The following is a 14,394-nucleotide window of genomic DNA, read 5'->3' as shown; positions in this document are numbered from 1 at the left end:
TATCTGAGAGACTGGGCGTCCGCCGAACTCCGCTTCTCCGGGAGGCCCGCATGACGACCCCCAGCGCCCCACAACGCCGTGAAGCACCCGACCGCAACCTCGCGATGGAGCTGGTCCGCGTGACCGAGGCCGCCGCGATGGCGGCCGGCCGCTGGGTCGGCCGCGGTGACAAGATCGGCGGGGACGGCGCGGCCGTCGACGCGATGCGCCAGCTGGTGTCGACGGTGTCGATGCGCGGAGTCGTGGTGATCGGCGAGGGCGAGAAGGACGAAGCGCCCATGCTGTTCAACGGCGAGGAGGTCGGCAACGGCGACGGGCCCGACTGCGACGTCGCGGTCGACCCGGTCGACGGCACGACGCTGATGGCCAAGGGCATGCCGAACGCCCTCGCGGTGCTCGCGGTCGCCGAGCGCGGCGCGATGTTCGACCCGTCCGCGGTGTTCTACATGGAGAAGCTGGCCGTCGGGCCGGAGGCGGCGGGCAAGGTCGAGCTCGGTGCGCCGATCGCGGAGAACATCCGGCGGGTCGCCAAGGCGAAGCACAGCAGCGTCGGCGACGTCACCGTGTGCATCCTGGACCGCCCGCGCCACGAGCAGATCATCAAGGAGGTCCGCGACGCCGGCGCACGGATCCGCTTCATCTCCGACGGCGACGTCGCGGGCGCGATCGCCGCAGCCCGCCCGACCACCGGCGTCGACATGCTGATCGGCATCGGCGGCACCCCCGAGGGCATCATCGCGGCCTGCGCGATGAAGTGCCTCGGCGGGGAGCTGCAGGGCCGGCTGTGGCCGAAGGACGACGCCGAGCGCGAGAAGGCCATCGCTGCCGGGCACGACCTCGACCGCGTGCTGCTGAACGACGACCTGGTCACCGGCGACAACGTGTTCTTCTGCGCCACCGGCGTCACCGACGGCGACCTGCTGCGCGGGGTCCACTACCGCGAGGGCGGCGCGACGACGCAGTCCATCGTGATGCGGTCCAAGTCCGGGACCGTCAGAATGATCGACGGCTACCACCGGCTCACCAAGCTGCGGGCGTACTCCTCGGTCAACTTCGACGGCCACCTGGACACGCCCGACGACGACGTCGTTCCCCCGCTGCCGTAGAAGGAGTTCCGTGCCCAGGCGACTACTGGCCCTGCTGGTCCTGCTGTTCGCCTCGATCCCCGCCACCGCGTCGGCCGAACCCGCCATCGTCGGGGGCGGCGACGCGGATCAGCCGTACCCGTTCGCGGTGTCGCTGCACTCCTCGACGGGCAAACTGTTCTGTGCCGGCGCGCTGATCGCTCCCACCTGGGTGGTGACGGCCGCGCACTGCGCGTTCGACAAGACCCCGCCCGCGATCTCCGTGCGGGCGGGCACGAATGACGTGGGCCAGGGCGGCGAAGTCGGCCAGGTCGCCGGCATCGTCGTGAACCCGGCGTTCAACACCCAGAGCCCGGCGGGCGACATCGCGCTGCTGCGGCTGGCGACGCCGGCCAAAGCCGCGCCGATCGCGCTCGCGACGGCCGCGGCGCCGGGCACGGCCACCCGCATCCTCGGCTGGGGCCAGACCTGCCCGAAGGTGAACTGCGGCCAGATCCCCACGACGCTGCAGCAGCTCGACACGCACATCGTCGAAGGCGCGAAGTGCACGTCGGTGTTCGACGGCACGGCCGAGCTGTGCACGGACAACCCCGGGGACAAGGCCGGGGCGTGCTTCGGCGACTCCGGCGGGCCCGAGATCGTCCACGACGGCGACCACTGGCTGCTCGTGGGCGTCACCAGCCGGCCGGGCAACAACGATCCCGTGTGCGCGTCGGCGCCGTCGATCTACACGTCCGTCGTCGCCTACGCGCCGTGGATCGCGGAGAAGACGAAGGCCTGAGCTACTCGGCGTTGCTCGAGTGGCCCGGGAACAGGTGGGCGTCCGGGTCGAGCAGGACGGCGATGTTGTTGACGGCCGTCGCGGCCTCGCCGAAGCCGGTCGCGATCAGCTTGACCTTCCCCCGGTACGCGGCGACGTCACCGGCGGCGTAGACGCGTGCGCGCGCGGTCGCCATCGTCGAATCGACCGGAATGGCGCGGTGGTCGATCTCCAGGCCCCAGCTCTCGATCGGGCCGAGGTCGGCGGTGAACCCGAGCGCCGCGACGACGGCGTTGGCCGGCAGCCGCTCCTCGCCGGCGCCCTTCGCCGAGACGTCGACGGCTTCCAGTGCACCGCTCGAGTCCTCGACGAACCGCGTGACCTCGGCGTCGGTGATGATCCGGACGCCGAGCTCGCGGGCCTGCCGGACGATGGACTCGGCGGCGCGGAACTTGGCGCGGCGGTGCACGAGCGTCACGCTCGCCGCGACCGGGTGCAGCGCGAGCACCCAGTCGAAGGCCGAGTCGCCGCCGCCGACGATCACGACGTGCTGCCCCGCGTGGGCGTCGAACGAGGGGACGAAGTGGACCATGCCGCGGCCGAGCCAGCCGTCGCCGGCGGGCAGCGGACGCGGGGTGAACTCGCCGATGCCCGCGGTGATCAGGACAGCGCCCGCGCGCAGCGTCTCGCCGCCGTCGAGGGTGACTTCGACGCCGTTTTCGAGCGTCTCGAGCTTTTCGGCCTTGCGCCCCAGCAGGTACTTCGGTTTCCACGGCGCGGCCTGCTTCACCAGCCCGTCGACGAGATCGCGCCCGCGGATCTCGGGGAACCCGCCGACGTCGTAGATCATCTTCTCGGGGTACATCGCGGTCACCTGGCCACCGGGCTCGGGCAGCGAGTCGATCACCGCCATCGAAAGGCCGCGGAACCCGGCGTAGTAAGCGGCGAACAGGCCGGTCGGGCCCGCGCCGATGATCAAGAGGTCGTAGGCGTCCCCAGAGACGTCGGTCATGCTCGCTCCAGCCAGTGGTGGATGGCGGTGATCGAGAACACAGCCGATCCTAGCCGGAACGGAGTTCACTCGACGGCGTGCGACACAGGCTCCCGGACGACCGGCGGCCACCGCGGGGTATCCGGCGGACGGCACTGAGCGGGACCGCGGTGATCGTGGCGCTCTTCGGCTGGTTCGCGCTCGCGATCCGCTCGGACTGCCCTCGGCCGAGCCGGCAGGATTCATCGCGTTCGTGTTCGGCGCCTTCGCGGCCCTCGTCGTGGCCGGGCGTTGGCCGGCTCGGACGGGCCTGGTGCTCGCGCTGCTGCCGGTGCTCGCCGTGCTGCTCGGCGGCGGATCCTGTCTTTCGCGATTGAAGCCGGTCGAAGCCGGGAGCGCTCACCAGCGCAGAAGCAGCTTGGCGCCGATCCACAGCTTCGCGCGGTTGTGGACAACTCGGCGGCCGGCCACCAGGAACGCCGGGTTCTGCCGGTGACCGCCGATAGACTGGCCCAGGGGACGCCCCCCAGGGAAGGGCGGGGGCCGGTCGCTCCTGGGTTCCGGCGGCCACACACCTGGCTACCGCACCTTCACCCGGCCCGTGAGCCGCGGCCAGCCGAGGAGCGCAGGGTGCGCAACGCCACCACGCGGTAACTTCCGAACAGGTCCAGAATCGGTGTCATGGCTGACCAGGAATACCGGATCGAACACGACACGATGGGCGAGGTCCGCGTGCCGGCCGACGCGCTCTACCGCGCGCAGACCCAGCGGGCCGTCGAGAACTTCCCGATCTCCGGCCGGGGCCTGGAGCGCGCCCAGATCCGCGCGCTCGGCCTGCTGAAGGCCGCCGCCGCGCGCGTGAACCTCAAGCTGGGCGTGCTCGACGCCGACGTCGCGAACGCCATCACGGCCGCCGCCGACGAGGTCGCCGAGGGCACCCACGACGCGCACTTCCCGATCGACGTCTTCCAAACCGGTTCGGGGACGTCGTCGAACATGAACGCCAACGAGGTCATCGCGACGCTCGCCAGCCGCGCGCTCGGCCGGGACGTGCACCCGAACGACCACGTCAACGCGTCGCAGTCGTCGAACGACACCTTCCCGACGACCATCCACGTCGCCGCGACCGAAGCCGTCGTCAAGGACGTCATCCCCGCGCTCGAGTACCTCGCCGGCGCGATCGAGGTCCGCGCCGCGGAGTGGGCCGGCGTCGTGAAGTCCGGCCGCACGCACCTGATGGACGCTGTGCCGATCACCCTCGGCCAGGAAGCCGGCGCGTGGGCGTCGCAGGTCCGGTTCGGCATCGAACGGCTGAAGTCGGGCCTGCCGCGTCTCGGCGAGCTGCCGATCGGCGGCACCGCCGTCGGCTCGGGCCTCAACGCGCCGGACGGCTTCGGCGACGCCGTCGCGACCGAGCTGGCCACCGTCACCGGCCTGCCGCTGACCGAGGCCCGCGACCACTTCGAGGCGCAGGCGACGCAGGACAGCGTCGTCGAGACGTCCGGGCACCTGCGCACGCTCGCCGTGTCGCTCAACAAGATCGCCAACGACCTGCGCTGGCTGGGCTCCGGCCCGCGCACCGGCCTGGCCGAGCTGGCGCTGCCCGACCTGCAGCCGGGCTCGTCGATCATGCCGGGCAAGGTGAACCCGGTGATCCCGGAGGCGACGCTGCAGGTCGTCGCGCAGGTGATCGGCAACGACGCGGCCGTGGCGTTCGCGGGCGCCGCGGGCAACTTCCAGCTGAACGTCAACCTGCCGGTGATCGCACGGAACGTCCTCGAGTCGGCCCGCCTGCTCGCCGCCGTGTCGCGGTTGCTGGCGGACAAGGTCTTCGCGGGCATCACCGTGAACACCGAGCGCACCCGCACCTACGCCGAGGGTTCGCCGTCGATCGTGACGCCGCTGAACAAGTACATCGGCTACGAAGAGGCGGCCGCGGTGGCGAAGCAGGCGTTGAAGGAGCTGAAGACGATCCGCGAGGTCGTCATCGAGCGCGGCTATGTGAAGGACGGCAAGCTCACCGAAGCGCAGCTCGACGAAGCGCTCGACGTCCTCCGCATGGCCCGCGGCGGCAAGTAAAATCCGCGTGAGGCGCCGCATCTTTCGTAGAGAAAGTGGCGCTTCGGGCGTGACTCGCTACCGCCGGCGCAGGCGCGCGTCCGCCAGTGCCGGCGGGGTGTAGTCCTTCTCGGCCGAGTTGAGGTCCGTGCCCGGCGGGACGATCTCGTCGATCCGGTCCAGCACGTCGTCGTCCAGCACCAGGTCGGCGCCCGCCAGCAGGTCGTCGAGCTGGGCCGGCGTGCGCGGGCCGATGATCGCCGACGTCACGCCCGGGTGCGCCCGGACGAACGCCGTCGCCAGGTGGGTCATCGGCCGGCCCAGGTCGTCGGCCAGCTTCTTCAGCTGCGCGATCGCCTCGAACTTGACGGCGTTCTCCGGAAGGGCCGGGTCGAACTTGTGCGCCTGCAGCGTCCGGCGGCCTTCGGAAAGGTCCACATCGGACGGTTTGGTGTACTTCCCGGACAGCCAGCCACTGGCCAGCGGGCTCCACGTCAGCACACCCATGCCGTACTTCCGCGCCGTCGGCAGCACGGCCGCCTCGATCGCCCGGTTGAAGATCGAGTACGGCGGCTGCTCGGCGCGGAACCGCGCCAGACCGCGCTTTTCCGCCACCCACTGGGCTTCCACGATCTGCTCGGCCGGGAAGCCCGACGACCCGATCGCGCGGACCTTCCCGGCGCGCACGAAGTCCGTGAGCACCGAGAGCGTTTCCTCGATGTCGGTCGTCGGGTCCGGCCGGTGGACCTGGTAGAGGTCGACGTGGTCGGTGTCGAGCCGCCGGAGGCTGTCGTCGAGGGCACGCGTCAGCCAGCGCCGCGAAAGACCGCCCTGGTTCGGGTCGTCGCCCATCTGGAAGAAGCCCTTGGTGGCCAGCACGACCTCGTCGCGGCGGCCTTTCAAGGCCTTGCCGACGATCCGCTCGTTCTCGCCGTCGCTGTACATGTCGGCGGTGTCCCAGAAGTTCACGCCGGCGTCGAGCGCGGTGTGCAGCATCCGGACGCCCTCTTCGTGGTCCGGGTTGCCCCACTTGCCCAGCATCATCGCGCCGAACGCGTACTCGCTGACCGAGATGCCCGTGCCGCCCAGAATTCGTCGTTTCATGCCACCACTGTGAAAGCAGCGAGCGGGGCGGACCAGGTCACGCTCAACCTGGGTCCGGCAGTACCAGGCGGGCAGCCGCGAGCCGGGGATACTGGAGGCATGAGTGACGCAGCCGAGCTGGGCGCTTTCCTGAAGGCGCGCCGCGCCGCCCTCGACCCCGCCGACCTGGGCCTCCCGCCCGGGATCACGCAGCGGCGGGTCAAGGGCCTGCGCCGCGAAGAGCTCGCGCAGCTGTCCGGCATCAGCGTCGACTACTACACGCGGCTGGAGCAGGGCCGCGCGAAGAACGTCTCGGACGCGGTCCTCGACGCGCTTGCCCGCGCCCTGCGGCTCGACTCCGGCGAGGAGGCCTACCTGCGCAACCTCGCCGCGCCGAAGCGCCGGGACGAGCGCGCACCGCAGCGGGTCCGGCCCGAACTGCAGCAGCTGCTCGACGCCATCCAGGCGCCGGCGTTCGTCTTCGGGCGGTACCTGGACGTGCTCGCCTGGAACGCCCTCGGCGGCGCGGTCGCGTTCGCCTTCGCCGACCTGGACGAACGCAACATGCCGAAGCTGATCTTCCTCGACGAGCGTGCCCGGCAGCTGCACCCGGAGTACGACGCGGTCTGCCGCGAGCTCGTCGCGAACCTGCGCGCGGAAAGCGGCAGGCACCCGGGAGACCCGCGGTTCGCGCAGCTCATCGGCGAGCTGTCGCTGGCGAGCGAGCAGTTCCGGAAGCTGTGGGCCGAGCACGCGGTGCGGGAGAAGGCGCAGGGGTGGAAGGTGCTGATGAACCCCGTCGTCGGCGAGCTGCGGCTGCGCTACGAGACGCTGCGCCTGCCCCAGGACCCCGACCAGGGCACGGTGGTCTACCACGCCGAGCCGGGCTCGGAGACCGAACGCGCGCTCGGCCTGCTGGCCAGCTGGGTCGCCGCCGATGAACGACCGGTGAACACTCGGTCGTCGTCACCCCACGCCGGATGAGGGCTGCCTAGGCTGCTTCACCTGGGGAGTCGGGGGTAGAGGAGCAGCACGGTGGGCGTCGGCGCGACGATGCAGTCCCTCGCCGAGATCCTCAGCTCGGATTCGGGCAGTCTCGTCCTCGGGATCGCCGCGCTGGTCGCGATCGCGGCGCCGTTCATCGACCGCTACTTCATCCGGCGCCGCCGGCTGGCGTTCCGGGTGCTCTACAACTCCAAGATCGGCCTGTCGCCGATCGACCTGCACGACGGCGAGAACGGCTCCGCCCAGGCGGACCCGCAGCTGGAGCGGACCGCGCGGCTGCTGAGCCGGATGAGCGTGGTGGTGATCCGGATCCGCAACACCGGCGGGTTCGACATCGCGCCGGAGGACTTCGAGATCCCGCTGTCGTTCACCTTCGGCAACCGGATCGTCTGGGACGCGCGGGTGTCCGACGCCAGCGACGACGGCCTCCGCCAGCACGTCCGCGACGGCCTCGAGTTCTTCACGCGCGAGACACCGCAGCGGCCGGTCGAAGGCGCGAAGCTGTCGAGGGTGCGCGCGTGGCTGCCCAAGCGGCTGGCGGAGACGCCCGCACCCGAAGCGCCCGAATGGCACGGCGTCCGGTTCGCGCGGCTTTCGTTGAAACGCAAGGAGAAGTTCAAGCTCGTCGTCGTGCTGCGCGAATCCGACGGCCACGACGGCGAGATCAGCAAGGACATCGACCACCACGCCCGGCTGGCCGCCGGCCGGATCAAGGACGACCGCAAGCAGCGCCGGATCACCTGGCCGGTCGTCACGACGGCGGTCGGGGTGCTGCTGACCGGCGCCCTGCTGGCCACGCTGATCGTCTCGTGGTCGCGACCGAGCGTCGACAGCGCGCTGTGCGCCGCCGGGAAGCTGTCGGTCGAGGGGTCGAGCGCGTTCGTGCCGATCATCGACAGCATCGCCGCCGAGTACCACGGCCAGTGCGACGGCGCGGCCATCACCACCCACGCGACCGGCAGTGTCACCGGGGTCCGCGCGCTCGCCCCGGTGGACGCGGCGGGCAAGGACGAGCTGGCGGTGCTCTCGGACGGCCGGTCCGGGGAAGCCGGGCCCGATCTGGAGGCGAAGGCCGTCGCGGTGGTCGTGTACAGCCTGGTCGTCAACCGCGCCGCCGGCGTCGACCGGCTGACGACCCAGCAGGTCAGGGACATCTTCAGCGGCCGGGTGCGGAACTGGGACCAGCTGCGGCCGGGACCGTCGGTGCCGATCGGGATCGTCGGGCGCGGGCAGGAGTCGGGCACGCGCAAGACGTTCGAGCAGAAGGTGCTCGGCGGCGCGGAGGACCGGCTGACCTCGGATTCCTGCCGCAAGCCGGAGCGCGACCCGGCCGCGGCGACCACGCGCTGCGAGCGCGGCACGACCGCCGAGGTGCTCACCGAGGTCGGCGCGGTGCCGGGCGCGATCGGGTACGCCGACGTGCCGGCGGCCAAAACAGCAGCCGCCCGCGACCAGCAGGTGACGATCGTGCAGCTCGACGGCCACTACCCCGACGTCACGACGATCGGCGCCGGGTACCGGTTCTGGACCGTCGAGTACCTCTACACCAAGGGCGTGCCGGCGAACGGGAGCGTGCTGAAGCGGTTCCTGGACTACCTGGCGAGCCCGACCGCGCGGGCCGAGCTGCAGGACGCCGGGTACACGCCGTGCGTGGCCAAGGACGGCCTGCTCGACCCCCTCTGCACCAGGCCGGACATCTGACCGACGAGACAGCGCCGATCAGAAACTGTCGGTGGTCCGGGTCATGATGTCCGGGTGTTGCTGAGCGAGATAGTCCGGGCGTCCGCCGAGCTGGCGGCGACGAGGTCCAGGAAGGCGAAGATCGCCATCCTGGCCGCGGTGCTGCGCGCGGCCGAGATCGCCGAGCTGGCCACGGTGATCGCGTACCTCACCGGGCAGACGGCGCAGGACAGGCTGGGTGCGGGCTGGCGCACCCTGGCCGGGCTCGGCGCGGAGCCCGCAGCCGACCCGGTCGTGACGGTGGTCGAAGTGGACACGGCCCTGACGGCGGCGGCCGGCGTGGCGGCGGGCACGGGCTCTTCGGCCCGGCGGCAGGAGATCCTGCGCGCGTTGTTCGAGCGGCTGACGAAGGACGAGCAGCAGTTCCTGTTCCGGCTGGTCACCGGCGAGCTGCGGCAGGGCGCGCTGGAGGGCGTGATGGTCGACGCGATCGCGGCGGCGGCCGAGGTGCCGGCCGTGGACGTGCGGCGCGCGTTCATGCTGTCCGGGAAGCTCGGCGTCACCGGGGTCGCGGCACTGACCGACGGGCAGGCCGCGCTGGCGGAGTTCCGGCTCACGCTGGGCACGCCGATCAAGCCGATGCTGGCGTCACCGGCGGAGTCCCTGGTCGAGGCGGTCGCCGAGCACGCCGAGGCGATCGTCGAGTACAAGATGGACGGTGCGCGGATCCAGGTGCACCGCCAGGGCGACGAGGTGCACGTCTGGACGCGGACGCTGCGCGAGATCACCGGCAGCGTGCAGGAGCTGGTCGAGCTCGTGCGGGCGCTGCCGTGCGAGTCGGTGGTGCTGGACGGCGAGACGCTGGCGCTGACCGACGCCGGGCGGCCGCGGCCGTTCCAGGACACGATGAGCCGGTTCGGCAGCACGCGCGAAGAGCAGGTGAAGGCGCTGCTGCTGCGGCCGTACTTCTTCGACTGCCTGCACCTCGACGGCGTCGACCTGCTGGACGCGCCACTGTCCGAACGCAATGCGGCGTTGCGCAAGGTCGCCGGGGCGCACGTGATCCCCGGCGAGGTGGGCGTGGCCGGGGCGGCGGCCGTGCTGGAGGCGGCGATGGACGCCGGGCACGAGGGTGTGATGGTCAAGGACCTGGCGTCGCCGTACGCGGCCGGGCGGCGCGGGCGGGCGTGGCTGAAGGTCAAGCCGGTGCACACGATCGACCTGGTGGTGCTCGCGGCGGAGTGGGGTCACGGGCGGCGCACGGGGACGCTGTCGAACCTGCACCTGGGCGCCCGCGACCCGGACGGCGGCCCGCCGATCATGGTGGGCAAGACGTTCAAGGGCATGACCGACGAGCTGCTGGCCTGGCAGACGAGGACGTTCCAGGAAATCGAAACCCACCGCGACGACTGGACGGTGTACGTCCGGCCGGAGGTCGTGGTGGAGATCGAGCTGGACAGCGCCCAGGTGAGCACGCGCTACCCGGGTGGCCTCGCGCTGCGCTTCGCCCGGGTGGTCCGCTACCGCCCGGACAAGGACCCGGCCGAAGCGGACACGATCGACACGGTGCGCGGCCTCCTGCACGGCGACCGCTCGGAGGGGAGCTGACTACGAAAGTCTCGATCACGACATCGCGCGTCTTCGGGGTGCTTTCCTCCTAAAAGGAAAGACGAAAGTCGATGTTGCCTTCTCCCCGTCGTGAGCAGAGTGGCTGACGGAGTTTCCTTCAGCCAGGGAGAAAGCATGAGATTGCGCGCTGTGTCCGGCTTGCTCGCGAGCACCACCCTGCTCGTGACCGCGTTCGCGGCGCCCGCCGGCGCCTCGCCCGTGCCGAGCACGCCGAACGCCGGGCACCAGCCGTCGAAGCACCACTTCTCGGCGGCCGCGCAGTCGTTCGTCGGCGCCGACACCGTGCAGAAGCGCGTCGCCAAGCTGGAAGCGGCGATGGCGTCGCTGCCGAAGGAAAGCACCGCGTACAACGCGACGAAGCTGTGGAACGCCGGCATCACCGGTGCGGGCAGCACTGTCGCGACGCTGGTGTCCTTCGGCGACGACAAGGTCAAGCAGGTGCTCGACACCTACTCGAAGAACCACGGCCTGCCGCCGGCGAACGTCGAGGTCATCCAGCCGTCCGGCCCGGTGCCCGCGTGCACCGACCCCGGCGTCGACACCGCCACCTGCCAGGGCTGGGGCGGTGAGACCGACCTCGACGTCACGATGATGCACGCCATGGCACCGAACGCGAAGATCATCGTCGCGGCGACGCCGGTCGCGGAGACGCAGGGCTTCACCGGCCTGCCCGAGATGATGCACGCGGTCGACTACATGACCGAGCACAAGCTGGTCGACGTCATCTCGATGAGCTTCGGCACGACGGAGGAGAACTTCCCGTCGTTCGACTCGATCAAGACGCTCGACCCGGCGCTCGACCGCGCGAGCAAGGCCGGGATCACGATGGTCGCCTCCTCCGGCGACGACGGCCCGACCGGCGGTTACCTGTACGGCCCGGGCAACTACCCGTACCGCGTCGCGAGCTGGCCGGCGTCCGACCCGCGCGTCACGACGCTCGGCGGCACCCAGCTGCACCTCGACGCGAACGGCAACCGCACCAAGGCGGACGACGTCGTGAACGTCGCCGACAACGGCTTCTCCGAGGGCGCCGGGCTGTCGAAGGCGTACGCGAGGCCGAACTGGCAGGACGGCGTCAAGAAGATCACCGGCAGCAAGATGCGCTCGTTCCCGGACATCAGCATGGAAGGCGTGTACGGCACGTCGCAGTCCGCGCCGCTGTTCGCCGGCGTGCTCGCGCTCGCGGTGCAGGCCAAGCACGGCAAGCTCGGCCAGATCAACCCGGCGCTGTACACGAAGCTCGGCCCGGCCGGCACGAAGGCGGGCATCGTCGACGTGACCGAAGGCGACAACAGCCAGGACGGCGTCGTCGGCTTCACCGCGGCGAAGGGCTTCGACATCGCCAGCGGCTGGGGCACCGTCGACGCGTCGGTCTTCGTCCCCGCACTGGTGAAAGCGCTGCGCTGACCATTAACCGGAATGGTCGGCATTCGGTTTTTTCGACGCGGAAACCGAGCGCCGGTGTCAGGAATTTTCCCCACAGAACGCGAAGCGCCCGTCAGTACGATGCTGCTCCTCGGAACCCGCTCACTCCCCGAGCGGTCATGGAGGAGTACAAGTGGCAAGCAAGGAAGAACTGAAAGCGGCCATCCACGGCGCTTTCGACGCGGCCGTCGCCGACGGGACGAGTTACACCAAGGTGTACGCCGCGGAAATCAAGCAACAGAACTTCATCGTTTTCCGCACCACCACCGTCAGCAATTTCGCGGTGGGTTTCCGGCCGGGGCAGACCGACCTCGTGATCGTGCCGCTCGAGGAAAAGAGCGGCACGATCACGGCGGGCACCCCGCTGACGATCACGGACGCGAACCGGGCGTCGGTCAAGAAGCGTGATCTGCAAGGCCGGTTCGTGATCAAGACGACGGACGGGCAGAGCTTCAAGCTCAGCATCCTCCCCTCCGTGCCGAAGCTCCTCGCCGCCGGTTACCAGCTGCCGGTCGAGCAGAAGGCCGAGTACGAAGCGTTCACCACCCTCCGGGACGCTCTCACCACGGCCTGACGACCGAGCGCCCCGGTGCACCACACCGGGGCGCGTCCGGCATCAATAACAGCGGTCGGACTTGATCGCGTACGTGTAGTTGTTGGACAGGTTGGACGTCACCTCGAACCGGATCTTGTGGTAGACGGGCGGGTCGCCGAGCACGCCGTGCGACACGGTGTGCTCCTTGCCCGGCGCGATGGCGCCGCTCCACAGGCCCTTGTCGAAAACGTCTTCGATGATCTGGACGAGCATCCCGCGGTAGTCGTGGTTGTGCACGGTGATGTCGATCTTCTGCCCGGCGCTCACCTCGACGACCTTCGTCGCCCCGCCCATCAGCGGGCCGCCGGCGCAGACCTTCGTCGCGGCGGCCGCGGACGGCGCCGTCAGCAGTGTCGCGGCCAGTGCCACCGGAACGAGGGCGATCAGCTTGCGCATCAGCGGTTCCCCACCTTCGTCTTGACCACAGTGGACGTCTCGGCGATGTCGATGCCGAACTTCATCGAGCCGCCGCAGTAGGCGTGCTTGCCGTTCTTGAAGTAGAGCGTCAGGTCGCCCGCGCACTCGAAGACGCGGATGTCCCAGGTGCGCTCGCCCGGCCACAGGCAGATGGCGTCCTTGCCGGCCCGGCGCATCCAGCCGTGGTACCCGGACTCGCACGTGATGATCGGATCACTCGCGACGACCCCCGCCGCCGAAGTCGAGGCCGACGCCGCGCCGGCCGGCAGCAGGCCCGCGACGAGCGCGGCTCCCGTGACGGCCGCGACCCTCAGATACGGACGCATGGATTTCCTTCCCCTGCAAGAAAAGATGAAATGGATTCGCCCAGGAGATCCGGACACCGACGACGTTAGGGACCGTCGGCGGTCTTCGGGAAGGCATTCGGCGGCTACCGCGGAGCGAAAGCCAAACGAAGATCGTCTTCGCAGGTCAGCGCAATGGCCAGGGGGTCGCGAAAGCCAAATTCAGGGGGTGATCCGGACGGAGAAGAAGACCGCGCGGGCATCGGGGAGCAGCAGGTGCCCCTCGGAGTCGGCCATCTTCCAGTAGACCTGGCAGTGCCCGGCCGACGGCGGCGCCTGCACGTCGACGGAGATCCGCACGTGCTCGCCGGGCGCGGTGTAGGGCACCGGCACGCGGTCGGGCGTGCGGCACTGGTCCGGGCTGCCGAACGAGCCCGAGCGGACGAGGTACCGCCCGATCCATCCGACCGATCCGGCGTTCCGGAGCTCCCACGTCTTGACGAACCGGCTCCCGGCGGGAACGGAGGTGCCGTCGGGCACGGTCACGTCGGCGACGAACTCGGACACGTCACCGGGGCTGGTCGCGCCGGGCTCGGCCGAGAAAGCGCCACCGAAGAGCAGGGCAACCGCGACGACGAGCACTACGGCGACAGCCGCGGCGAGCCCGTAGGCCGCCCACCTGCGCCGCGGGGACGGGAGTCCGCCCTCGTGGGAGCGGGAGGATCCGCGCGCGAGCACCCAGCGGCGCGGGGACGAATCCGGCCCGACCGACCGCCGGCGGCCCGCGGCCCCCTCCGCCCCAGGCCCCGGCTCCGGCGCTCGCCGGCGCCGCTCGGTTTCCTGACTCCCAGGCGCGGGCGCTGGCCGGCGACGCCCAGTCTCCTCCGGCCCAGGCTCAGACCCGACCGTCCTCCGGCGCCGTTCAGCCTTCTCCGCGCCAGGTCCCCGCAGAAGCGGCGGCCCCCAGCGCCGCCGCCCGGCCTCCTGCACCTCGGGCTCCGGCTCGCGGGCCTTCTCCCAATGTCCCCGCCACTCCAGCCGCGCCGAGGTCTCGTCCTGGCCCAGCACCCCGACCGCCAGTACCCGCACGAACTCCCACGTCGTCTCCCAGCTCGGCAGGTGGCGCCCCCGGGCCGCCGCCGACAGCGCCGACTTCGACGCCAGCGCGCCGAACTCGTCGCGCATCCGGTCGTACGACGGGTCGCCCGCCGCGCGCTTCAGCTCCCACAACCGGCGCGCGAACCCGGCGACCGGTCCGGTGTCCTCCGCGGGGCCGAGCGCGATCCGCCCGCGCCGCCCCGGCGTGCGTTCGACGTCCATCTCCGCCGAGAATAGGACGCGCACCGGGTGACCGGCTCGACTCGATCGAGTGGTCCACAGTG

Annotated in this window: 13 protein-coding genes; 8 read left to right on the top strand and 5 right to left on the bottom strand. The window is 70.8% G+C overall.

Features of this window, described 5'->3' with window-relative positions:
• The first annotated feature begins 50 nt into the window (after positions 1-50).
• The gene (gene glpX / locus QRX60_RS19145; RefSeq protein WP_286002132.1) at positions 51-1,106 is read left to right on the top strand and encodes a class II fructose-bisphosphatase; all 1,056 of its coding nucleotides are present in this window, start codon (positions 51-53) and stop codon (positions 1,104-1,106) included.
• Between the two features lie 10 nt (positions 1,107-1,116).
• Positions 1,117-1,866, top strand: a complete 750-nt coding sequence (locus QRX60_RS19140) for a S1 family peptidase (protein WP_286002131.1) — start codon at positions 1,117-1,119, stop codon at positions 1,864-1,866.
• 1 nt (position 1,867) lies between these two features.
• Here QRX60_RS19140 and QRX60_RS19135 read toward each other — a convergent pair whose 3' ends face one another.
• The gene (locus QRX60_RS19135) at positions 1,868-2,857 is read right to left on the bottom strand and encodes an NAD(P)/FAD-dependent oxidoreductase (protein WP_286002130.1); all 990 of its coding nucleotides are present in this window, start codon (positions 2,855-2,857) and stop codon (positions 1,868-1,870) included.
• 660 nt (positions 2,858-3,517) lie between these two features.
• On the opposite strand from QRX60_RS19135, the gene QRX60_RS19130 reads away from it, so the two are divergent.
• Positions 3,518-4,915, top strand: a complete 1,398-nt coding sequence (locus QRX60_RS19130) for a class II fumarate hydratase (protein ID WP_286002129.1) — start codon at positions 3,518-3,520, stop codon at positions 4,913-4,915.
• A gap of 57 nt (positions 4,916-4,972) precedes the next feature.
• Here the strand turns inward: QRX60_RS19130 and QRX60_RS19125 are convergent, their stop codons facing one another.
• Positions 4,973-5,998 carry an aldo/keto reductase gene (locus tag QRX60_RS19125; protein ID WP_286002128.1) on the bottom strand — a complete coding sequence of 342 codons (1,026 nt, stop codon included), beginning with the start codon at positions 5,996-5,998 and terminating at the stop codon, positions 4,973-4,975.
• Between the two features lie 99 nt (positions 5,999-6,097).
• Between QRX60_RS19125 and QRX60_RS19120 the strand changes: the two genes are divergently transcribed.
• From QRX60_RS19120 to QRX60_RS19100, 5 genes are all read left to right on the top strand, one after another.
• On the top strand, positions 6,098-6,961 hold the full coding sequence (locus tag QRX60_RS19120; protein WP_286002127.1) for a helix-turn-helix domain-containing protein: 864 nt from the start codon (positions 6,098-6,100) through the stop codon (positions 6,959-6,961).
• Between the two features lie 51 nt (positions 6,962-7,012).
• Positions 7,013-8,683 (top strand): PstS family phosphate ABC transporter substrate-binding protein, encoded by a 1,671-nt coding sequence (locus QRX60_RS19115; RefSeq protein WP_286002126.1) that lies wholly within the window; start codon positions 7,013-7,015, stop codon positions 8,681-8,683.
• A gap of 54 nt (positions 8,684-8,737) precedes the next feature.
• Positions 8,738-10,270, top strand: a complete 1,533-nt coding sequence (locus QRX60_RS19110; protein WP_286002125.1) for an ATP-dependent DNA ligase — start codon at positions 8,738-8,740, stop codon at positions 10,268-10,270.
• Between the two features lie 135 nt (positions 10,271-10,405).
• A complete protein-coding gene (locus tag QRX60_RS19105; protein ID WP_286002124.1) occupies positions 10,406-11,698 on the top strand; it encodes a S53 family peptidase in 1,293 nt (430 codons plus the stop codon).
• A 151-nt stretch (positions 11,699-11,849) separates the two neighbouring features.
• On the top strand, positions 11,850-12,290 hold the full coding sequence (locus QRX60_RS19100; protein ID WP_286002123.1) for a hypothetical protein: 441 nt from the start codon (positions 11,850-11,852) through the stop codon (positions 12,288-12,290).
• Positions 12,291-12,332: 42 nt separating this feature from the next.
• Here the strand turns inward: QRX60_RS19100 and QRX60_RS19095 are convergent, their stop codons facing one another.
• The 3 genes from QRX60_RS19095 to QRX60_RS19085 form a co-directional block, all read right to left on the bottom strand.
• Complete coding sequence (locus QRX60_RS19095) at positions 12,333-12,707, bottom strand: hypothetical protein (RefSeq protein WP_286002122.1); 375 nt, start codon at positions 12,705-12,707, stop codon at positions 12,333-12,335.
• Positions 12,707-13,054 (bottom strand): hypothetical protein, encoded by a 348-nt coding sequence (locus QRX60_RS19090; protein WP_286002121.1) that lies wholly within the window; start codon positions 13,052-13,054, stop codon positions 12,707-12,709. The genes QRX60_RS19095 and QRX60_RS19090 overlap by 1 nt, the downstream gene beginning before the upstream one ends.
• A 180-nt stretch (positions 13,055-13,234) precedes the next feature.
• Positions 13,235-14,332: an NBR1-Ig-like domain-containing protein gene (locus tag QRX60_RS19085; protein WP_286002120.1), complete on the bottom strand. Its 1,098-nt coding sequence runs from the start codon at positions 14,330-14,332 to the stop codon at positions 13,235-13,237.
• Positions 14,333-14,394 lie beyond the last annotated feature (62 nt).

The sequence above is a fragment of the Amycolatopsis mongoliensis genome, from assembly GCF_030285665.1.
Lineage (GTDB): Bacteria > Actinomycetota > Actinomycetes > Mycobacteriales > Pseudonocardiaceae > Amycolatopsis > Amycolatopsis mongoliensis.
Note: the sequence above shows the minus strand (reverse complement) of the source record. Positions and strands in the feature narration are given on the sequence as shown.

What these genes read in the sequence shown, in the direction of transcription:
- glpX (WP_286002132.1), top strand. Translation starts at nt 51, where the DNA reads ATGACGACCCCCAGCGCCCCACAACGCCGTGAAGCACCCGACCGCAAC.
- QRX60_RS19135 (WP_286002130.1), bottom strand. Translation starts at nt 2,857, where the DNA reads ATGACCGACGTCTCTGGGGACGCCTACGACCTCTTGATCATCGGCGCG.
- QRX60_RS19130 (WP_286002129.1), top strand. Translation starts at nt 3,518, where the DNA reads ATGGCTGACCAGGAATACCGGATCGAACACGACACGATGGGCGAGGTC.
- QRX60_RS19125 (WP_286002128.1), bottom strand. Translation starts at nt 5,998, where the DNA reads ATGAAACGACGAATTCTGGGCGGCACGGGCATCTCGGTCAGCGAGTAC.
- QRX60_RS19120 (WP_286002127.1), top strand. Translation starts at nt 6,098, where the DNA reads ATGAGTGACGCAGCCGAGCTGGGCGCTTTCCTGAAGGCGCGCCGCGCC.
- QRX60_RS19105 (WP_286002124.1), top strand. Translation starts at nt 10,406, where the DNA reads ATGAGATTGCGCGCTGTGTCCGGCTTGCTCGCGAGCACCACCCTGCTC.
- QRX60_RS19095 (WP_286002122.1), bottom strand. Translation starts at nt 12,707, where the DNA reads ATGCGCAAGCTGATCGCCCTCGTTCCGGTGGCACTGGCCGCGACACTG.
- QRX60_RS19090 (WP_286002121.1), bottom strand. Translation starts at nt 13,054, where the DNA reads ATGCGTCCGTATCTGAGGGTCGCGGCCGTCACGGGAGCCGCGCTCGTC.
- QRX60_RS19085 (WP_286002120.1), bottom strand. Translation starts at nt 14,332, where the DNA reads ATGGACGTCGAACGCACGCCGGGGCGGCGCGGGCGGATCGCGCTCGGC.